The organism is Nostoc sp. (genome assembly GCF_036919495.1).
Lineage (GTDB): Bacteria > Cyanobacteriota > Cyanobacteriia > Cyanobacteriales > Nostocaceae > Nostoc.
Genome location: NZ_JBALBZ010000150.1, coordinates 13,178 through 35,153, shown reverse-complemented (window position 1 = coordinate 35,153; position 21,976 = coordinate 13,178). Strand labels below are relative to the sequence as shown.

Genomic DNA, 21,976 nt, shown 5'->3' with positions numbered 1-21,976 from the left:
ATGGATTTTAGCAAACGAGCTTTTTTGAAAACAGCAATTGATCTGTCCGTCGGTGCGGTGGTGGCTCCATTGGCAACAGATGCATCCCAAGTTACCAACCAAACTACTGAGTTCAGCAAGAGCGTATTCAAGAAAATTGCAATTGAAGAGGCTTTTGCAACGCCTGAATTATTTGATGAGTGGCGCAAACTCCTCATAAACGATGCCGAAAAAGAACCCGGATTCCAAAAATTGTACAAACCGTTTCTGAATAGCCCTGCAACTAAAGAGATCCGCGATCGCCTCACTGATGTTGGAGCCAGTCGCATTCGTGATATGGATCAAAATGGAATTGATATGCAGATACTGTCAATCACGTCGCCGGGTGTTCAAGTATTCAGCACCGGCAAAGCTGTAGATATTGCCAAAAAGAGTAACGATCAACTAGCTGAATTCATCTCTGCTTACCCAGATCGGTATGCTGGACTTGCGGCAGTGGCACCCCAAGCACCGAATGAGGCCGCCCGCGAGTTGGAAAGAGCAGTAAAATATCTGGGTCTTAAAGGTGCAATAATTAATTCCCACACTCACGGGGAGTATTTGGATCAATCAAAGTATTGGGTAATATTTGAAGCTGCCCAAGCATTGGATATACCAATTTACTTACATCCGAGAACACCTTCTCCAGAGATGATAAAACCTTTTCTCTCATACGGTCTCGAAGGTGCTGGTTGGGGTTTTGCTGTGGAGACTAGCACGCACGCAATGCGTTTAATCCTGAGTGGTTTATTCGATCGCTTTCCCAAACTTAAATTTATTCTAGGGCATTTAGGCGAAGGTATACCGTTTTGGCTTTCCCGGATCGACGGTCGTTTTGCTAATGAAACTTGGACAAAAATGGATGATTCGAGTCAAGCAAAAAAGCGGCAAAAAAAACCAAGCGAATATTTCATGGATAACTTTGTTGTTGCTACCAGTGGGGTAAACTGGTCTCCAGCTTTGATGTTTGCGCTTTCAGTATTAGGTTCTGACCGTATATTGTTTGCCATTGACTACCCGTATGAATCCACTGCCAAAGCAGTTGAAGGTATAGATAGTACACCTATGAGCGATGTCGATAGAAAAAAAATATACCATCTGAATGCGGAAAATTTGTTTAAACTGAAAACCCCTGTAAGTAAGTCAGGGAGAAAATTTTTAACTATGTAACAAAGAATTAAGTAGAAGAATTAGAGTTAAATCTTACACGTTGTGTACTGTAGTTTCCCTTTTCTCCTCTTCTTTGAATTCCATCAATGACAGCATAAGCAAGATATAACTCATCCTCAAAAGTTTTCGAGGCTAGTTCATCTTTTTTGAGGTGTTGCCACTCCAATTCAATTGGATTCATTTCAGAACAATATTTGGCTAGAAAGAATAAGTACAAACCCATGTCTTCCCACTTTGACCATAACTGCTGTACTTCTTTACACTGATGTATCGGACTATTGTCCTGTACGATGACTTTAATACGTCCAGATTTTTGGGCTTCATGGTATTTCCTTGACTTAAGAGAAGTTCCTCCTGATAACAATCAGGCCGAACGAGAGTCCTTCGGACACGCTTCGCGAACGATTCGTTTGGCTGTGACCAAACGCTCATGTTAGCGGTGGTTCCCGTTCAATGGAGCGGTTTCAACATACTGCCAATTTGTTAACTGTGGTGCAAACCTGCCGCCGTCAAGTCGCTTCGATCCAATTAAAAATTATTAATTATTAATTAAAAATTGCAATAAGTGGGGGCTTGTACTCCAAATTAATTAAAAATTATTATTATTAATTTTTAACTTTTAATTTTTAATTTTTAATTAAAAAAAGGTCAAGGTAGGTCTGTAATTGATTTTTTTGCACAAGCTCTACTTGCTGGTTCTCTTGATTATCAGTCTCGTCCGTCTCTGCTTCCTGAATATTAGACCTGAATCCTTCTTCGCAACACCCTTGAAAAAAGGATAATTTAACCTATTACTGACAAAAATTGCATAAAATATTAAACAATCTCTGATAAATTTATAACTGTTTAATATATTAGGATTGCTGTATGTCAGCAAAAGAGTTTATCAAAGCTAAATTTGATTCCCTTTATCCTCATCTGAACGAGAGATCAATACGTCTCTGGGCTGCCGCAGAAGCTATTGCATTCGGAAGAGGTGGAATTACGCAAGTTTCTCAAGCAACAGGTCTGTCACCAAAAACGATTCGCGTCGGAATCCGTGAGCTTGAAATTGAGCCAGATACTCAAATCAAACATACCCAATTTCAGGAGAAAGTTCGAGGTAAAGGAGGTGGTAGAAAGCGTCTGCTAGACACTGACCAAACCTTGATTCAAGACCTGGAATCATTAATTCAACCAGTGAGTTGTGGAAATTCAGACCCACCTCTACGTTGGACTTGTGAAAGCACCACAAAAATAGCTGAAAAATTACGAACGAAGGGTCATGTTATCAGTGCTAGAAAGGTTGCTTCCTTATTCTATGAACTGGGCTACAGTCTACAAAACAACTATAAAATAAAAGAGCGATATTCTAACTATGATCGGAATCTTCAATTTCAATATATCTATGATCAAGTACAAAGTTTCCAAGCCCGTAGACAACTGACAATTTCACTTAGAATCAAGAAAAAAGAAGTTATTGAACACTATAAAAATGATGTAACAGAATATCAATCGAAAAAACAGTTTATCAAGGCTAGTACTGATTATCTTGCCGATCATCAAGAACTCTTAAATACTGTTTATGATTTGACTACAAGCCAGGGGTGGGTAAATGTGGGCATTAATAATGAAACTGTAGATGTCACTGTTGAGTCAATTCGTCGATGGTGGCAAGATATGGGCAAAAAAATTTATAAGAATGCTACAGAATTGTTTATTACAGCAGACTGTAGTGAGCGTGATGAGTATTGCTTGCAGTTATGGAAGGCCCAACTCCAGAAACTTGCTAACGAAATTGGACTTATCATTCAATTTGCACATTTTCCGCCTGCTACAAGTAAGTGGAACAACATAGAACATCGTATGTTCTGTCTGATTACAGAAAACTGGAGAGGTAGACCACTAACCATTAAAGAAGTGGCAATTAATTTAATTAGTACTATTACCACCAATGAAGACCTAATAATTATAACTCCAAATGATGAAAATAAATGTCAGATAGATATGGATATAAATAACCAAAAATTGTCAAGAGTCTGCCTACAAAAATCTCAATTCAATAATGACTGGAACTACAGATTTTTACCTCCGAATTATTTGGATCTCTCCTCTTTATTTAATAACAAGGGCGAACACACTTTTTGAGATTAATAGAGAAAGGCACATACATTATCTGCGAATTTTAATCCACAGTATCCGCATATATGGTTCTGCTTTTTCGGGGCTTTTAAAGTAACATCATCAATAGAGTTGAGATTTCCTTTTGCTCCAGTAGATAATATCCCCGTTGTCTGGTGATGCATCACCTTTAACGTTAATAGGTTTATTTTCAGCAAATAGTACCGTGGTAAAAGCCTATTTGACGGTTAAAACGCATATACTACCATGAGATTAGAGTATAATTTTCCCATTAGGGATCGAAAGTCATAGCCCTTGATCCTCAAGCATATCGCCTACTTTGTCGTTTGGGATGTTATCGTTACCAAGATATACCCACCATTCCATCTCAAGGATTGTTTTGTTTCCTTTGGGATGTCCCACCCGATCAACATCGCCAAATCATCGCCTCGTTGAGAAATCGGTCTTTGGTGGAGTGCGAGAAAGGTGAATACTGGTTGCATCCCGTGATTCGGAAAGAAGCGATCGCGCGTTTACGCCCCAGGAATGAATGGGAAATTGCCAACCACAAAGCCGCAGAATTCTGGACAACTAGTGTTAAACAAATTGAAACTTTTAAAGCTTACAAAGCATCTTTAGAAGCATATTATCACTACATAGATATTAATGAATTTGAGTTGGCTGGTAAGGTCATTTTAAAAAGCCGGAATAATCAATGGCAGCAGTTTTTACCTCTTGGTAGTACATTGTATCGGATGGGTTTAATTCAACCGATACTTGCAGCAATTGATCGAGTTGTTAATAATCTTGATAATGACCAAAATCTCAGCGAACTTTATAAGATATTGGGCGATTTATATTGGATAACAGGTAAGATTAGTCAAGCGATCGCTTGTCAACAAAAGACTATTACTCTGGCAACGCAAGCATAGCAGAAATCCATCGACAACAAGCATTTGCATTAGCCCTTACTCATCATACAGAAGCAATCGAACTTTTAGATAAAATAGGTGCTAAGTGTGACCTGCCTGAAGCTTAGTTCCAATTAGGTTTAACTTATCAAAAGAGGGCAAAGCCTGATGACAGCCAAATCAATTTTAATCGAGCGATTCAACTATTCACTGAAATAAAAGCTCCGAAGCAAGTTGAAAAAATTTCCAACTGCACTGCTCAAGGTTATGTCAACCATTCCTGACATTATTGAGCGGATATCCCTGCTTTCTGGTGCTGAACTATGCGTAGACGCTAAACCAAGGCATTATTGATAACACACATAATACATGTCTAATAGCGAACGCTATTGACTTGAGTGGAAATCATTTTAAGCGATCGCACATCCTCGACAAAGAGCAATATCTGACGCTAAGCCAAGCAAGAGTCTACAGTTTTGCAATTCTTTAGACAAATGCGATCGCCTACGGTGGGAGAAAGAGCGCCATCGCTCACCTCATCTTCCTACATCAACTAATTATGGTGTTATCTGATCGCCAAAGCTTTATATACACTAAATTCTAAATTTGTCAATATATACTATTTACAGCTAAAGTCTAATGTTAGAATCAAGTCTTCAGCTAAACTAGATATTATACAAACCATTGCTAATTACTAGTACAAGATGGCGGAATTTTGCCTACCTTTAACAAGGGGCAAAATCCTCTTGTTAGTCTGGTTAATTGAGATGGTATCTAGATTTACGCCGTGCTTTACTGTTGCTATGTCTTTCGCTCTCGAAGGAAATCCGGTTAAATGGTAGAGATAATTCATGACTCTAGCGTGTCTGTCAACTCAACTAAATACTACAAAAATGGCTTAATAGTTTAGGGATTGTGACAGTTAGTTTGTCTCATTGCCCATAATAATAAAAGTAACCCTTCAGCAATTTACTGTTGTACTCTATTAGTAATTCATAACTATATTTTAATTATGACTACGCAAACACTACCTCCACCCGAAGTTTATCAAGGTCAGTTTGGGGAATTTACAATTACTCAGAGCGATCGCACTGGCGTAATTATCTATCGCGCTGGCTTAATGGTAGCAGCACTGAGCTTTGCCATAGGCAGTGCTTTGGTTTTGCTCAACAATAACCCGGCTATTTTTACCGCACTTACACCTCTTTATACTTGTTTTAGTGTCGCTCTTGGTGTAAGTTTATTTACCATTCATATCTATATGGCATCACTGCACCGAATATTGCAAATTTTTTGGGCGATCGGTAGTATAGCATCAGTGATTCTGGCAATCTCTAGTAGTGAACCTTTAGCTCTTACTGTTTACAATCAGCCTCTTACCTTATTTGGAGTTGGTTTTATCTTCGTTGCTTTGACAGGTATTTACTTTAAAGAGGCTTTTTGCTTCAATCGCCTGGAAACCAAAGTATTAACCCTAATAGTACCGCTACTATTGTTAGGACATTTGGTGGGAATTTTACCAACTCAGGGGGAAAGTATTTTATTAGGAATTTGGGCAACGTTGTTTTTGGTGTTTGCCCTGCGAAAGACAGTGCAAGCAATTCCTGCTGATATCGGAGATAAGTCTGTATTTACTTACTTGAAAGAACAACGTTTAGCTAAGGTTTAATGCAGGCAAAAAATCGTCGGTGTCGAAAATTTCCAAAAATCAAATTAATAAAACGCCAAGAAATGTGGACACTTACGGCTCAGGGGTGGGCGATTGCAATCGCTTCGATTGCTTATTTAATATTCTTCACTATTACTCATGTACACTCATTTCTCGCCGTGACTTCCCCGATCAAATCAGCAGAAGTATTAGTTGTTGAAGGATGGCTGCCAGATTATGCCATACAACAAGCTTTGACTGAATTTAAAAACGGTTCTTATAGTCTAGTAATTACCACAGGAGGCTCAATAGAAAAAGGAAATTATCTTAGTGAATATAAGAACTTTGCAGAAGTGTCAGCCGCCACTTTCAAAAAACTCGGTTTAGAATCAGAGAAGGTGGTAGCTGTGCCGACACCTGTGGTAATCAAGGATCGTAGTTATGCATCTGCTGCCGAATTTAATCGTTGGCTATCCGATTCCAATTTAAAGCTACAATCAATTAATGTTTTTTCTTTAGATGTTCACACCCGTAGGAGTTGGTTGCTATTCAAAAAACTACTTAGCCCTAACATCAAAGTTGGTGCGATCGCTGCCAAAACACAAGATTATGATCCAAACAAATGGTGGGATTATAGCCAAGGTGTACGGACAATTATTGATGAAGGCATAGCTTATATTTATGCGCGGTTTTTGAATTGGAAATCCTAAAAGTAATAATTTGTAATTCGTAATTTTGAGTTACGAACTACGAATTATTTTATGTAGCTTTTTTTAATTAAATGAGCTATATCAGAGCAAGTGAGGAGCTTGTTCTTAGGGGCTTAGGGATAGGGTTAAGTACCTACTTCAACTGAAAACTGAAAACCGCTATATAAAACGTAACTTTGCTAGGGTGGGGTGCTTTTACTATATGCAATTAAACAAACATCATATTACTTTTGCAGAATTTGTAATAATGCTTGTCGGTAAATTTTTAGACCCTCTGCATTCAGATGATCGCCATCGCTCGATAAATTATCCTTAAGAACATTATTCTCATACAATGGTGCTACTCCTGCTGCTGCAACTGGCACTTTTTCTATTTCAGCAACTTTATTAATCAAAGCATTAATTTGTTCAACTTTAGAATTTGGGGCTGATATAGTTGGATCTGAGCTTGCTGCAACTGTTGAATAAAAACCCGGAATGAGAAAAATCTCTTTATTTCCCATTGTGCGGACAAGTGCGATCGCTTCTTGCAGATTTTTGCTAAACAACTCATCACTAATTCCATACCAAGCATCATTTCCACCTATGGCAATAATAGCTTTTTCGCATGTAACCTTGGTAGGAATTAAACTTTTCAGTTGTTCTAGTAATGAGATTGTACTCAAGCCATTTAACCCAAAATTAAAAGTACCATTTCCAAGGGTATTACCAAGTTCAGCCGAAACAGAATCACCAAATAAGCAACCTGAAAACTGTTTATTTTGGGCGGCAAGTATTTGATATTGTAGTGCAATTTTTCCTAAAGGTGAAGAACTTACATCATCCTTTGGAGGTCCATCAGCAGAACCAGAAGAGGAATTTGCCATGCTGGCTAGCTTAGAAATTTTTGACACATCAACAACTAGTTGATTACTGGGATAGGCTGCTAGAAAACTGACTAATCCTAGACCTTCTGGTGATTTTGCTCCTATGATAATGGCAGATCGTAAGGCTTGTATACTGGCTTGATCGCGACGGGCGATCGCTTGGGATGCAAAAGCTAAAATTTGCTTGCCCATTCCTGTATTTATCAGCTTATCTAAAGCCACAATATCAAGAGACATTTTTACCTGAAGGGCATCTTGAAACTTCTGTTTCTCCTTAGGACTGAGGTAATGCAAGAAAGATTGCAGATCGGCAGAAACCTTTTGGTTGTCGGCATAGTTGCGTATATCCGCCACAGGGAGCGATTGCTCAAACAATCCGTATCTGACAGTAACTTTCTCAGCCGCCAAACTAGGCAAGGAACCAAGCCCACTGTGCAACAGTAAAAATATTAAGCACCCAGATAGGCTTATTAAAAGACGATAGAAATATTTCATCACAGAAGATAAGAAGATAGTCAATAGTTAATAGTCAAGAGTCAAGGGTCAAAAGTCAAGGGGTTGGTCATTTGTCATTAATTATTCTTCCCCTGCCTCCCCTGCTCCCTCATCCCCCTAATCCCCCTCAACAAACAACCCCAATTTGGGAATACTCAATCAAGTAGTGAGGATGAAACCGTGGTAGAAGAAGGCGCATATTGGCTAGCTTGGGCGCAAATTTCGGGAATTGGCCCGGTATTACTGCGGCGGCTGCAACAGCATTTTGGCACGTTAGCAACAGCTTGGAACGCTACCAAGCTACAGTTAGGAGAAGTAGAAGGTTTTGGTTATCAGACACTAGAAAAAGTAGTACAACAGCGATCGCGTTTGCATCCAGAACAACTATTCACCAAGCACCAGCAAGAAAATTCCCATTTCTGGACACCAGCAGATGCAGATTATCCCCGCTTATTGTTGGAAACTCCGAGTCCACCGCCGATTTTGTACTATCGCGGTGAAGTCGAACTCCAAGAAAATCTCGGACAAAAACCGATGGTTGGAATTGTCGGAACCCGTCAACCCTCAGAATACGGTATCCGTTGGACTCGGCAAATTAGTACAGCTTTGGCTAAAAATGGCTTTACAGTTGTTTCTGGTATGGCAGAGGGAATTGATACAGAAAGCCACATCGCCGCCATGAAAGCAGGTGGACGCACGATCGCAGTTTTAGGAACTGGTGTAGATGTCATCTATCCACATAAAAATCGAGATTTGTACAAGCAAATTTTGACGGCTGGGTTAGTCGTGAGTGAGTACCCCACGAAAACCCCACCCGATCGCACCCACTTTCCCCGCCGCAACCGGATTATTGCAGGTTTAAGCCGCGCCATCCTCGTAATGGAAGCGCCGATCAAATCTGGTGCTTTAATTACTGCTACCTACGCAAATGAATTTGGTAGAGATGTCTATGCACTGCCTGGGAGAGTGGACGATCACCCATCCCAAGGGTGCTTAAAGTTACTGAGTCAAGGAGCTTCTTTCATCCTCAAAGAATTAGATGAATTGTTAACAATGCTAGGAGCAATACCACAAATTGATGGAGTCGAGGCTTCCACAGCACCAGAACAGTTAATACCAACTTTATCGCCAGAATTGCAAACGGTAATGGATGCGATCGCAAGTGATGCTTTACCCTTCGATTTTATTGTCCAGCAAACCGGCATGGCTGCTGGTTCAGTTTCCGGTGCGTTGTTACAGTTGGAACTTATGGGTTTCGTTTCGCAATTACCAGGAATGCGGTATCAAAAAAGTTAAGAGTTAACTTTTTTGATAACAGCCTACTACCTAGAAAACTAGGCAACCAGACTCAAATCGCTACTACTCAAAGTAATATCAGGATTCCCTAAACTAGCAAACTCAAACACGCTTCCTGTACCCAGAACATTACCATCTTGGTTATAAAATAAACTGCCACTACTTTGGCTAAAGACAATATGGGCATTACTGGCGTTGATAAACTGATCATCACTGACAACTGCAAAGTCAGTTAAAGCTTGTCCCACTGTATTAGTAATAGTATTAAAGGTGGTTTTACTCAGCACAATCTGGTCTTGTCCCGCTTTAAACTCGCTGATGTAATCAACACCTAATGCTGTGCTAAATACACCATTGATTTGGAACAGATATTTATCATCACCAGTTCCTCCTGTGAGAATATCATTACCATTACCTCCCTGGAGGCTGTCATCTCCCCCTAGCCCTTGCAACTGGTCATTTCCATCACCGCCAATCAGGATATTATTCAGTGTATTACCAGTGAGACGGTCATTACCTGTACCACCCGTTGCGTTTTCGATCGCGTTGTTGGCAATAATCAGTTTGAGATTGCTATTAACCGTTTGCGATGAGGTTGCGCCCAGATTTACGTTTACCGAAACTGTAGTACCGCTAAAGTTAATCGTATCAGTACCACCTGTTGTCGTTTCTGTAATTGTGTCGGTTCCCAAGGCAGTAGTAGCTAGAAAAGAATAGGTATCATTCCCAGCGCCCCCAGAGAGGATATTATTGGCACTATTCCCTTTGAGAATATTATTGCCTGCATTACCTGTGCCGTTGATTGCTGCTGTTCCTGTGAGGGTGAGATTTTCTACATTGGTTGGCAAAGTCGTGGTAACGGAAGCAGTGAGGGTATCGGTGATAGTTGTGGTGATGTTTGCTGTTGTGCCAAGACTGGCATTGGTGGGAGAGTTTAGGGTTAAAGTAAAGGTTTCATTTGCTTCATTTAAAGAATCATTGAGAATGGGAATATTGATGACTTTACTGGTGTCACCTGGGTTGAAAGTCAAGGTTCCCGTGGTGCTGGTATAGTCTACCCCTGCTGTAGCTGTACCGTTAGTAGTGGCATATTGAACGGTAATACTTTGGGTGCTGGCGTTGGAGAGACTAACACTATAACTAGCGTTTTGCGGACTGGTGTTACCTTCGACTATCGTCTGGTTATTACTGAGGTTGATGCTGACGGACGACGAAGAATCGTCATTAGTAATAGTTCCAGTGACGGCTGTTGTAGTGCCGATGGTGTAACCACTGCCTGTTGCTAAAGTTAAAGCAACGGTTTCATTACTTTCAAAAGTGGTGTCTGTTGTCGGGTTAATGGTGAGAGTTGCCGTACTTGCACCAGCTGCAAAGATAATAGTTCCTGTGGTTGCAGCGAAACTTGCTGCACCGCTTTGGCTGTAGTCGGTGTTGAAGGTAGCTGTACCACCAACGCTATAGTTTACAGTTAAGGCATTGGTAGTGTTACCTATTCTGGTGAAAGTGTAAACTAGGTTGGTGGTTCCATCTTCAGTGATGCTGTTTGAAGATAGGGCTAGGGTAATGTTAGCCAGCAATGGCTTATAGACAAAGTAATTACCAGTTCGACTCAAGCCTGTTTGATTTTTGATGATGGCAATCAGTTCATCTGGTTCGGTTCCGGGTTTGTCGATCAATATTTGAGTATCTGCACCGGAAATAGCTAGAAGATAATTACTGCTTGTTCCTTGAAGTTGAATAATGTCCCCTTCAGCAGCGTTAAAGTCAGCAATTTCGGCATAGTCACTATTTCCATTGGTTGCACTATTGCCGTCATCGTAACCAATCCAAGTGGAATCCCCCAAAATAAAGCGATCTGCTTCAGTTCCTCCTGCTAGATAGTCTTGTTCGCCTCGTCCAGGGTTAGAACTAGTAGGCTGTACACCTATAAGGGTATCGTTGCCAGCACCGCCATAGAGTCCACCGTAGCGACTTGAATCAAAATATCCCAAATAGGTATCTCGATTGTCATTACCTGCACCACCGATGAGTGAGTCATTGCCATCATCGCCATAAAGTCCATCACCTCCACCACCACCATTGAGGGTGTCATTGTCATATTCTCCAACGAGTAGGTCATCGCCTAAACCCGTTTCGATTAGGTCATTACCGATTCCACCGAAGATTGTATCTTTGCCAGTGGTTGCGGAGATTTTAATGCTATCGCTGCTTGTACTGCCAACAATATTAATACTTTCGACTCCCTGAATTTTGACGCGATCGCTAGCCAGTGCCGAGCTATCGTTAAGATAGTTAATCGTCAGGGGTGTGCTTTCTCCGGTATAGTCGATGTTGAGGGTATCAATCCCTCCACCGCCGATGACACTATCAATCCCTGTACCTGTGTCAAGGTAATCATCTCCATCTCCGCCGTTGAGGGTATCATTACCGGCTCCGCCATAAAGTCCACCGTAGCGACTTGAATCAAAATATCCCAAATAGGTATCTCGATTGTCATTACCTGCGCCACCGATGAGTGAGTCATTGCCATCATCGCCATAAAGTCCATCACTTCCACCACCACCATTGAGGGTGTCATTGTCATATTCTCCAACGAGTAGGTCATCGCCTAAACCCGTTTCGATTAGGTCATTACCGATTCCACCGAAGATTGTATCTTTGCCAGTGGTTGCGGAGATTTTAATGCTATCGCTGCTTGTACTGCCAACAATATTAATACTTTCGACTCCCTGAATTTTGACGCGATCGCTAGCCAGTGCCGAGCTATCGTTAAGATAGTTAATCGTCAGGGGTGTGCTTTCTCCGGTATAGTCGATGTTGAGGGTATCAATCCCTCCACCGCCGATGACACTATCAATCCCTGTACCTGTGTCAAGGTAATCATCTCCATCTCCGCCGTTGAGGGTATCATTACCGGCTCCGCCATAAAGTCCACCGTAGCGACTTGAATCAAAATATCCCAAATAGGTATCTCGATTGTCATTACCTGCGCCACCAATGAGTGAGTCATTGCCATCATCGCCATAAAGTCCATCACCTCCACCACCACCATTGAGGGTGTCATTGTCATATTCTCCAACGAGTAGGTCATCGCCTAAACCCGTTTCGATTAGGTCATTACCGATTCCACCGAAGATTGTATCTTTGCCAGTGGTTGCGGAGATTTTAATGCTATCGCTGCTTGTACTGCCAACAATATTAATACTTTCGACTCCCTGAATTTTGACGCGATCGCTAGCCAGTGCCGAGCTATCGTTAAGATAGTTAATCGTCAGGGGTGTGCTTTCTCCGGTATAGTCGATGTTGAGGGTATCAATCCCTCCACCGCCGATGACACTATCAATCCCTGTACCTGTGTCAAGGTAATCATCTCCATCTCCGCCGTTGAGGGTATCATTACCGGCTCCGCCATAAAGTCCACCGTAGCGACTTGAATCAAAATATCCCAAATAGGTATCTCGATTGTCATTACCTGCGCCACCGATGAGTGAGTCATTGCCATCATCGCCATAAAGTCCATCACTTCCACCACCACCATTGAGGGTGTCGTTACCAGCAAGGCCAATCAAAACATCATTATCATTTCCACCGAGCAGATTATTCGCGTTGTCGTCGCCGATATAGTTCATCAGATTTATGACTTGTATAAATTTATGATTATTTCAAAAACCATAAAAATAATACCAAATTCCCAAATTATCTTGGGGGATAATACTGAGGATTCATAACTGGAGATTGATAACCGTTTGGCGGTACAGTGCCTCCCATACCGTTAGGTACAGGATTCACAATAGGAGGCTGATAAATGCTCATGGGTACAGTGCCTGTCGTACCGTTGGGCAAAGCAGGATTCATAACAGGGGGCTGATAACCATTTGCAGGTATATTGCTTGTGGTATTATTGGGTGTAACAGCATTTTTGCTAAATTCTTGGTAGGCAGCACCAGAAATTGAGCTAATCAATTTTTCGGCGCGAGGGTCATTATTGGGGCGTTGTACCATAACAGAGGCTATGTAGCGCTTGCCAGTTGGAACAACAATTAAACCTGCATCTGCCAGCATAGTACTAATATCGCCCGTTTTGTGGTATGCTCTCGCGCCTGTTCCCAAACCCGATGGTAGCAGAGTGTCTCTCTGAGTGCGACGCAAGATATCGAGCATTAAATCGCGTGATGGCATACTCACTAAATTTCCCTGACTCACAATCGCCATTAAATTCCCCAATTCTTTGGGACTAGTGGTGTTTGTCCCTTGCAAATCTGGCAGTTGATTACGAATTGTTGTGGTTGTCAATCCCCAGTCCCGGAAACGCTGGTTTAAGGCATCCATCCCTCCCAGTCGCGCAATCAGCATATTTGTCGCTGTGTTGTCGCTGATTGTAATCATTTTAGTGACGACTTCCAGAGCGGCATACTGGGTTCCGGCTGGTTTGTATTGCAGATTTCCAGAACCGCCAGCAATCATATCCTGTTGCATGGTCAGCATTTCATCCAGGCGAATTTTACCCGCGTCTACATCCTGGAAAAAGGCAATTAGAATCGGCACTTTAATTGTGCTAGCCGCCGGAAAACTGGTAGAGCCATTGATATCTACATAATTACCAGTATCTAAATCTACTAAGAAAACTCCAGGTCTAAGATTTGGGTTGGTCGCCGCCAAATTTTGCACGGAATTTTTTAAGGAAATAATTTCTTGGGATAGGTATAAGCTCGAAGGTGCAGTTGGGGGAGTTTGGGTAGGTTGTGGTTGCGATCGCACCACACTATTATTAGATTGCGGCGCAGAAGTTGTGCTAATGCGATTAGCCGGGTCTAATACTGACAATGCTGTGCCAACAATTGCACCCATGCCAACACCCACAATCAACAACCGCACAATATATAACAAGGTTTTGGCCATTGGCTTTAACCGCGTCTTCCGCGATGAACGCAGGCCTCTTTTTGGCTTTTCCATCCGCACTGTTTTCACCATCACAGCACCTGGTCGAAAGGGAGGAATTTTCCCCTTCACACTAGGTATTGGTTTTACTGCCGTTGGCATGACTAACCCCGATTTTACCCTGCGTGTAGCACTAGGGATTGGGGGAGGACTGATCGGATTTTTTGGGCGTAGCGCCGCTTCTCGTCCATTGGCAGCTTGCTGCTGGCTGTTAGCTTTAACTGCTTTAACTTTCTTCTTTACCACTTTTTGAACTTTTTGTGGCGGCTGGCGGCGATTCAAGGGTTGACGCCGCGAGAAAGCTGTTAGTTCGTCACTTGACTCTGGCACAGTTACTCCTTGTGACCCACTTGGCTGTTTTCTTGCAGACTCCTAACCCAAAACTTAATCTTTAAGCAAATATTAATACTCAAATTGCACTTTGCCACTAAGTAGCATTTTTGTGTTTAGTTTAAGCCATATTAAATATTTGGGGGGGTAATTGCGTTTATATTAAACAAATAATTACAAGTTTTCACCATCCCTCTGATTTTTAAGTGCCCATTCTACCTGCTGCAAAATCCCTCGCAGCATATAGACTTCTCCTGTTTTCAGATGAGCGCGATTATATAGTTGGCGGAATTTTTCCATCCGACTAGCTGCCGTATGGGGATATACATAACCAATTTTTAATAATAATGATTCTAATTGCTGATAATATCCTTCCACAACATCTAAAGGGGCGAGTTCAGTTTGGGTTAAGGTTTTATTGTCAGGTTGCTGGGTACATTGTGACAATTCATAACAGCAAATTGCTACGGCGGTAGCCAAGTTTAGGGCTACATAATCTGGACTCGTGGGAATACCAACAAACCTTTGTGCATAATTTAATTCTTCATTGCTTAATCCCCGGTCTTCCCTGCCAAAAATCAGTGCTGCGGGTTTTTCTGGTTCCTCTAGTAACCAGGGTAGTGCAGTGCGGGGGTTTTCTAAGGGTGTTTCCCAACTGCGAACGCGACCAGTGGTAGCGATCGCTCGTACACATCCATGCAATGCTTCTGGTAAGGTCGGCACTAATACCGCAGATTCGATAATTTCCTGAGCATGAACAGCCATCATCAAAGCTTCCGTTGATAACGGATCGCATTGGGGGTTCACTAATACTAAATTATATAGCCCGAAATTTTTCATTACCCTGGCGATCGCTCCGATATTTATCGGCCCAGCTGGCTCTACCAACACAATTCTTAATCCAGCCAAGCCCATTTTTTGCCTCCTGCGATCGCACCAAATGATATTTTTAGGCCAATTCTCAGCATTGTCTATGTTCTGCTAAAAAGTTTCCTTGACATCATTCTAAACTTTGCAGGTAAATGCCTACGGCAGGTGTGATGAACAATTACCTCTTTTAAAACTAACCCGGATTTCTCACAAAGAGATAAAAAAGGTCAAAAACCACGAAAATGAATAACAACTTGAACCGATTCACACTCGCAAGACATTGCCTACCCCTTGCTCCCAAGCTATACAAGCGTCTAATCCACTCAGTCAAACTCAGACTAGAATTAGAATGGACGTTCTCTAGTAGCTAAAGTGCCAGACTCTTTGCCATTGCGCGATCGCTATCTTGCCTTAATTGATGAAATTGTCGAAACCACCCTCAAGGGCAAAATTAGCTCTGTTGAGATGGTGTACCAAATGCTGCTTAAAGGAATTACTTCCGGGACAGGGGAAGTCTTTGAGCTAGCTTTGAGCGATCGCTTGAATGCTCTCCAAAATCAAGTCGATAATGAAAAAGACGAACTCAAAAAAGCTAAGGCTACTCGCAGTTTGAGAGCCATTAAGACCATTCAAAGTCAATGGCAACGGTGGCAAGAGCAAAACAAAACCACAGAAGCGATCGCCTCCGCAGTTACAGAAATCACTACAGCTCCTGCTGACGAGCGTCTAGCGGTATTTTTACGGGTTACTGATCCCAATCAGAAATATCCGCTAAATTTGCAACAGCTACAGCAATTATCAAAAGCATTACAGCAATTTGCCCAGGCAGATGCTGATTTACAACAGTTTTCCGAAGGAATTACCCGTGGTTTAGCTTCTTGGCAGCGATTGCAAGACAACTTGCTCAGTTGGATGTACGAGCAAAAAGAATCTTTGGGATTTGGCGGTGTACCGGGAGAACGTGGCCCTTGGGCAAGTTGGGCGAAACAACTCAACAGTGAATTACCCCAAGCATTGCTTCGCACCTTAGCTATGGAAGAATCTGCAATAGAGTTTGCCGAGCGACAACGGGGAATCACCCTTAGAGATTGGGTGGAAATGGCATTGATTTTACAGTACTTGCAACGGGGACTAATTAGCTGGTTTGACCAACAAGCTTACGATATTAAGGCCGGGCCAAAGTTGTCCATTTCCACATTTTTGACCTTTGCAGTGATTTGGAGTCAGTTAGCAAGTGGTTTTAGGAGCATTGGGACAGTATATAGCGATGCTTGTTCTCAAATCATGCTCCAGATTTTGCGAACCTTTGCCCAGCGTCCGTATTTTCCCTTTTACGGCGGGATTTTTGCCTCTTTTACAGGCACTTATTTGCGAGATGCCTTAGATTATTTGGATGAACCATTGCGACGAGGCGAGGGAACGCAAGAAAAGGCACGGATTTTGACACTTTTAGGATATTCTCAGCGTGCTTTAGGACAATACCAGCGCTCTATTGATTTTCATCAGCAGGCATTAGAGATAGCCAGAAATGCAGGCGATCGCGCCTGTGAAATTGCCAATCTCAACCACCTCAGCCGCACATACGTGCAACAGCAAAATTATGCTGAGGCAATTAACAACAGTCAACGAGCATTGATACTGAGTCGGCAAGCAGGTGATAAAACAGGAGAAGCAAACGCGCTGGTAAATTTAGGTTACAGCGAAGTCATGCAGGCTCAAGAACTGGAAAACTTAGAACCAGAAACCTATGAAGCTGCAATTAACTATTTGGAACAAGGTTTAAAATTATCAGAACAATTAGGCGATATTCAAAGTAAAGCCTTATGTGTTAGCAGCTTAGGAATTGCCTATCTAGTAATTGGAGAACACCAAAGTGCAATTAAATATCTTGAAGATGGCTTTAAAACAGCGCAATTTTCCGGTGATTTGTATCTCCAAGGACGTAACTTAGCTTATTTAGCAGAAGCTTATTATCATCTACAAAACTCTGAAAAAACTGTTTACACAGGCTGCTTGGGGATGTATCTTTTGGAGCAAATTGCTTCTCGTGAGTGGCGTCAACCAGCAGGGTTGCTAACAATTTTACAAGGACAAATAGGGGCAGAAGCTTTCCAAAAGTTCTTACAGCAACATCGCCCGAAAATGATTGCAGTTATCGGTGTAGATGGGTACGATCACATTCCGCAATTGTTAGAAGAATATAAACAAGATATGTAAAAAAGTAATTCGTTAAAAAAAGGAGGCAATTAAGCCCCCCTTTTTAAGGGGGGTTGGGGGGATCTTCCGGGGCAAAATATCACTAACACCAAGCCTATTTTCGTATATTCACGAAGTTTGCTTCTTATCTGTTTGGTAAGCCTGCAATAGATATTCACCATTGAAATGAATCAGGTGAGTTGAATCATCGGCAACCCAAACATCTGTTTCCCAAGCAATCTCTGCCAGATATCCCACCATTGCCTTACGGTTGAGAAATGTTGTTACCATCACCAGAGGTATTTGGACATATCTGAATAAGGCTTCAAGTTCCTTCTTACGTTTAGGATTAATTGGGCCATGTGAAGTTACAGCTTCAATCAACACCAACCAGTTATTTGTTGTGAAGTGAATAATCACATCTGGCATTTTGCCGTGGAAATCAATATTAATGCCCAAATCTGCTAATGCTGTTTCATCAAAGTGGCCAAATTTTTCATCTGCATCCCCAACATAGATGAGTTTTCCACCAGGAGTAAAACGGGGGGCAAAATCATTAATAATTTTTTCAATCAGAATATTCTGACCACCTGGCGATAAAGTTTTAATTTTTCCATTAATTACTATGGGAATACGAGACATTTCACGTTCTTGAGCATATTGCTTTTTCAAAGTTTCAACTGAAGCCAGGTAGGTGCAAATGCTCTTATCCCATTCGTCAGTACCGTAGGTTCGTAATAATTCGAGCGCACTTCTCTCGATTTGATATACAGTTTTAGGACTATTGATAGGACGACTTAAATCATCTGGATTAGCAACTATCAAAGCTGCATCCAGAAATTGATGTACTGTCTGTCGGCGAACTGTTTCCCTTGTATTGGGCTTATAGGTTTTGCCATAATGTTGAGCCATAAAGTTCATCATCGGCGTAATTCCCATTAAAGGGGAAGTTGCTAATTCCCAAGAGTCTGTCGGTTTTAAGTCAAGCAAGGCCAGGAGAGTTAAAGCAGATCGTTCGTTAAGCTGTGCCCGTGGAAAGCCCATTTGTGTCAATATTTGCAACACTTCATCAATTCGAGACTTAATTGCAATTGGATTATTCTCTGACAGATTTGACATACTCAGTAGCTTATTTTCTATAAGTTCATCAATTTCTTGCAAAGAAGGAAACTGCTCTTTAAATCCCGTTCCTAAAGACAATAGTTGTGACAAATTAGGGTACTTTAATTTTCGCAAATCTGTTGCATTGACCTGAGTATGCCCATTGAACAACCGAAAAAAAGCATCAACTAGGGTTGAATTGAGATAAACAGCAAGCCCACGAGCCAAAGTAAGGCTAAGTCCACGCCCATCTTTGTGAAAGTAATTCAAGTGATTTTCAAAGCCGACATAGGCATAATTAAATTGGTTGGCATCATAAACCACTGCAACAACACGCCTTTTCTCTTCTTTCGATGAAAATCTTTTGCATAAGACATAATGCTCATTTGGTATTAGAATATTTGTTGTTTCTTGTATACAGACTATTGCTTGAGGCTTTTTAGTTATTTTTGGATAATCTAGATATCCATTTGATAAATTCACCGGATAAATTAATGGAACAGTATTTTTTTCTAAAATTTTTCTTAGATAAGGTTTTGCTCGGAAATCTACTACCCGTCCAGTTGAAACTGTTATTCCTAAATCGCTCAAGTTACAGCTTAAAAGTGCTATTTTTTGAACTATTTGCTGGCTAAGATTATCTGGAATAATATGAATAAACTGCTCTAGATCATCGGGGTGAACTAGGGCTGTATATGGTACAGAGTGTGACATTATCAAGTCATCATTAGCACCAGAGCTAGTATTTACGATGACGCTGCTAGATTTTTGCCTTTGTTTTGTAGCTTGGATAATGATAGTTTCTTGCAAAACATCATCATCACTAAATGCTTCTTGCCGTGACTCAAAAAGATGTACTTGCTCTAAAGCCATCATCTCTAAAAACATCTTGCGGAAGTTACGGAAATATGGCCCATTACAAAAACTGCGCGGGGTAATTGCTACAAACTCCCCACCTGGTTTTAGAAGTTGCGTTGTAGCAGCCATAAAACCAGTATAAAGATTGCTAGTTTCCAAACCGATTGAACGCAGCAATTCGCGCACCTTGGAATTGGCATTGATTTTCAAATAAGGCGGGTTGAGAATAGCATGAGTAAATTCTGTTGCGTAGTTTACCGCCGTAGGCATCGCACTATTCAGTAAACCAAGCTTTTGCAGCCTGACTGCATCTTCAATAAAATCAGTCTCACGAATTTCGTAATTTAAGGAAATACCTACATGTTCGCATTCTTTCTCACATAGCTCTAGAGTCTGATGCAAATATCGAATTAAAAAAGGGTCAATTTCATAAGCTACAACGCGCAAACTTGACGTGGATTTTTGCTGCTGGCATACTTGTATCACAAAAGCGGCTATTAATGAACCAATTCCGGCTCCAGCATCAAGCAAGGATATTTCAGGCAAATCCAACCTATTAAACATCCCAGCCATCAATTGGGCTACTGAAGCGGGAGTCAGAAACTGACCCATCGACGCTTTTTTTTCTTGCCTTAGCTTTAAACTTACTACAGCCCGACGCAGATCCACTTCTGCAAGCAAGTTTCCACTTGATAGTTTTGCGAGGCTGGTAAACTCTAAACTACTGTTATGACTTGCTAACGCTCTACTGCTTGATGGGAGGATCACGGTCTGTATTCTTAATTGCTATCAAGTTTACAACTTTACAGCATTTTTAGCTGAAGCAGACCACGTTTGCGATCGCACAGTGCAGAACCTGAGTAATTTTCCTTTCCTGATTTAAAGAAGTCCTGCTGATTCATATAATCGTTTAAGCATTGCTGAAATCTTCGTACTATAATCCAAATCTGCTGACCACCGCCCTGATAGCTGATCGATTAATGGCGCAATCCCGCGTGTGACAAAGCGAAACCTCGGATCTACTACTTCCTGTACCAAAGGTTCTAAACTGGCGTAAGCTTTCAAATGTTGGATATGCGCCCTGACTCCAATTCTGGCACTTGGAAAAGATGCAGCCTCCGAACCACCACCGATTGCACCTAAGCCTGCAAAATTATTTTGCTCAGGTTTAACATCACCACCAAACCGTAAAAATCCAGTTTCTACACACATTTGACAAAAGGCAATATCATAGTTCACTCCCTCTATACCTGCTTCTTCTCGATAAAGTTTTGGGATGTCAGGAAAGCTTACTAAAGCATTTTCATTATTGTTTCTCAGAAATAATTGTAACTGGACTTCGGAAGTATTACCGTTCGACATCACCCGCGAAAATTGACCAGGGCAAACTGCCAAATTCGAGCGTAAGGTAACAGTACGCGTCGCAGCATCCCAAGTGACTGCAACATTAAAATCTCGCAGTTCGATCGCTTTGACATAAACTATTTTGTGATAGGTAATCCGATTGACATTAGCTGCTTTGGAAAGGTCAATTCGGAGAAGGTCTACTAAATCAATGGGGATGTAAGCATTACCATTAACTAAAACACCTTGCTCTGTATAACTTTGTCCATTAATATTAATATTAATTGGCGGATAATTTGCTTCGGCTGGAGTTCCAGGAGTGGGGTCAATTATACGACTCCAAGTCACCAATCCATCGACAATTCCCAAAGCAAAATCGCGGCGACGACTTTGCAGCAAAGCCCGATCCTCTGGATTGCTCAGAAACGCTACTTGCATCATCAAAGCTGGAAGGGTTGTCTGGCGACAGAATGCTAAACTACCCAATCCACTATCTGTATCTGGCTTGACTCCCCGATTCGGCAATTGGGGTACACGGCGCAACAATCCCACTAGCAATTGTTCAGCATTACTCTTGCGATCGCTATTATTAGCAATATAGAAAACGCCAGCCCCACGCACAGAAGGGCTGTTAGCGGCATTAGATTCAATTTCTAGGGCGACATCACCCCGGCGACCACGAGAATTGATCCAGGTGATGGTTTGGGCGGCACTCAAGTCATCAGGAACCGCCAAAATTTCTACATTCCGCGCTCTCAATTCGGTGACAATCAAATCTCGCAGCAGAATCATTTCTTTAGCTTCAGTTGTACCACCTGCGATCGCACCTGGATCTATCCCTCTAGCTTCTTTGCCTCCGTGAGCCGCCGAAATAAAAATACGCCCCATTTTAAGTATTTCCTCTGATAAAATTAAGTGTAAGCAATTATATAAATCATTCTTAATCTAACAACAAGAATATAATAGCCATCAGAAGTCTAAAGTCATTTATCCTTTGTTATTTCTCCAAAGTTAATGTCCAGGGAGTGGGGATGAGGGAGCAGGGGAGGCAGGAGAAGAAGAATTATTGATTAATGCCCAATGCCTAATGACAAATGACTAATGACCCATGACTAATGACCCATG

General features: G+C 41.6%; 12 protein-coding genes and 3 pseudogenes. 8 read left to right on the top strand and 7 right to left on the bottom strand.

The window, feature by feature from the left end; genetic code table 11:
- Nucleotides 1-1,188, top strand: a complete 1,188-nt coding sequence (locus V7K25_RS21075; protein ID WP_335160407.1) for an amidohydrolase family protein — start codon at nt 1-3, stop codon at nt 1,186-1,188.
- Between the two features lie 7 nt (nt 1,189-1,195).
- On the opposite strand, the pseudogene V7K25_RS21070 reads toward V7K25_RS21075, so the two are convergent.
- Nucleotides 1,196-1,501: pseudogene (locus V7K25_RS21070) on the bottom strand (transposase); the annotation flags it as partial.
- A 10-nt stretch (nt 1,502-1,511) separates the two neighbouring features.
- Between V7K25_RS21070 and V7K25_RS21065 the strand changes: the two are divergent.
- The 5 genes and pseudogenes from V7K25_RS21065 to V7K25_RS21045 all read left to right on the top strand — a co-directional run.
- Nucleotides 1,512-1,713 (top strand): annotated as a pseudogene (locus V7K25_RS21065) (hypothetical protein); the annotation flags it as partial.
- A gap of 342 nt (nt 1,714-2,055) precedes the next feature.
- Nucleotides 2,056-3,315 (top strand): ISAzo13 family transposase, encoded by a 1,260-nt coding sequence (locus tag V7K25_RS21060; RefSeq protein WP_335160406.1) that lies wholly within the window; start codon nt 2,056-2,058, stop codon nt 3,313-3,315.
- Nucleotides 3,316-3,587: 272 nt separating this feature from the next.
- Nucleotides 3,588-4,483 (top strand): annotated as a pseudogene (locus V7K25_RS21055) (NB-ARC domain-containing protein); the annotation flags it as partial.
- Between the two features lie 728 nt (nt 4,484-5,211).
- Complete coding sequence (locus V7K25_RS21050) at nt 5,212-5,868, top strand: DUF2301 domain-containing membrane protein (RefSeq protein WP_335160405.1); 657 nt, start codon at nt 5,212-5,214, stop codon at nt 5,866-5,868.
- A 158-nt stretch (nt 5,869-6,026) separates the two neighbouring features.
- A complete protein-coding gene (locus V7K25_RS21045; RefSeq protein ID WP_335160404.1) occupies nt 6,027-6,557 on the top strand; it encodes an ElyC/SanA/YdcF family protein in 531 nt (176 codons plus the stop codon).
- Between the two features lie 224 nt (nt 6,558-6,781).
- Here the strand turns inward: V7K25_RS21045 and V7K25_RS21040 are convergent, their stop codons facing one another.
- The gene (locus V7K25_RS21040; RefSeq protein ID WP_335160403.1) at nt 6,782-7,942 is read right to left on the bottom strand and encodes an alpha/beta hydrolase; all 1,161 of its coding nucleotides are present in this window, start codon (nt 7,940-7,942) and stop codon (nt 6,782-6,784) included.
- A gap of 156 nt (nt 7,943-8,098) precedes the next feature.
- On the opposite strand from V7K25_RS21040, the gene dprA reads away from it, so the two are divergent.
- A complete protein-coding gene (dprA, locus tag V7K25_RS21035; RefSeq protein WP_335160402.1) occupies nt 8,099-9,214 on the top strand; it encodes a DNA-processing protein DprA in 1,116 nt (371 codons plus the stop codon).
- 38 nt (nt 9,215-9,252) lie between these two features.
- On the opposite strand, the gene V7K25_RS21030 is transcribed toward dprA, so the two are convergent.
- The 3 genes from V7K25_RS21030 to V7K25_RS21020 form a co-directional block, all read right to left on the bottom strand.
- Complete coding sequence (locus tag V7K25_RS21030; protein ID WP_335160401.1) at nt 9,253-12,843, bottom strand: beta strand repeat-containing protein; 3,591 nt, start codon at nt 12,841-12,843, stop codon at nt 9,253-9,255.
- A gap of 67 nt (nt 12,844-12,910) precedes the next feature.
- A complete protein-coding gene (locus V7K25_RS21025) occupies nt 12,911-14,482 on the bottom strand; it encodes a serine hydrolase (RefSeq protein ID WP_335160400.1) in 1,572 nt (523 codons plus the stop codon).
- 174 nt (nt 14,483-14,656) lie between these two features.
- Nucleotides 14,657-15,397, bottom strand: a complete 741-nt coding sequence (locus V7K25_RS21020; RefSeq protein WP_335160399.1) for an RNA methyltransferase — start codon at nt 15,395-15,397, stop codon at nt 14,657-14,659.
- 327 nt (nt 15,398-15,724) lie between these two features.
- Here V7K25_RS21020 and V7K25_RS21015 point away from each other — a divergent pair, with 327 nt between their 5' ends.
- A complete protein-coding gene (locus V7K25_RS21015) occupies nt 15,725-17,569 on the top strand; it encodes a tetratricopeptide repeat protein (protein ID WP_335160398.1) in 1,845 nt (614 codons plus the stop codon).
- A gap of 108 nt (nt 17,570-17,677) precedes the next feature.
- Here V7K25_RS21015 and V7K25_RS21010 read toward each other — a convergent pair whose 3' ends face one another.
- Together V7K25_RS21010 and tftA are read right to left on the bottom strand one after the other, a co-directional pair.
- Nucleotides 17,678-20,275: a BsuBI/PstI family type II restriction endonuclease gene (locus V7K25_RS21010; RefSeq protein ID WP_335160397.1), complete on the bottom strand. Its 2,598-nt coding sequence runs from the start codon at nt 20,273-20,275 to the stop codon at nt 17,678-17,680.
- 111 nt (nt 20,276-20,386) lie between these two features.
- Nucleotides 20,387-21,739 (bottom strand): hormogonium tapered terminus morphoprotein TftA, encoded by a 1,353-nt coding sequence (tftA, locus tag V7K25_RS21005; RefSeq protein ID WP_335160396.1) that lies wholly within the window; start codon nt 21,737-21,739, stop codon nt 20,387-20,389.
- Nucleotides 21,740-21,976 lie beyond the last annotated feature (237 nt).

Excerpts from the sequence above, each read along its gene's own strand:
- V7K25_RS21075 (WP_335160407.1), top strand. The coding sequence starts at position 1 with ATGGATTTTAGCAAACGAGCTTTTTTGAAAACAGCAATTGATCTGTCC.
- V7K25_RS21060 (WP_335160406.1), top strand. The coding sequence starts at position 2,056 with ATGTCAGCAAAAGAGTTTATCAAAGCTAAATTTGATTCCCTTTATCCT.
- V7K25_RS21050 (WP_335160405.1), top strand. The coding sequence starts at position 5,212 with ATGACTACGCAAACACTACCTCCACCCGAAGTTTATCAAGGTCAGTTT.
- V7K25_RS21030 (WP_335160401.1), bottom strand. The coding sequence starts at position 12,843 with ATGAACTATATCGGCGACGACAACGCGAATAATCTGCTCGGTGGAAAT.
- V7K25_RS21020 (WP_335160399.1), bottom strand. The coding sequence starts at position 15,397 with ATGGGCTTGGCTGGATTAAGAATTGTGTTGGTAGAGCCAGCTGGGCCG.
- tftA (WP_335160396.1), bottom strand. The coding sequence starts at position 21,739 with ATGGGGCGTATTTTTATTTCGGCGGCTCACGGAGGCAAAGAAGCTAGA.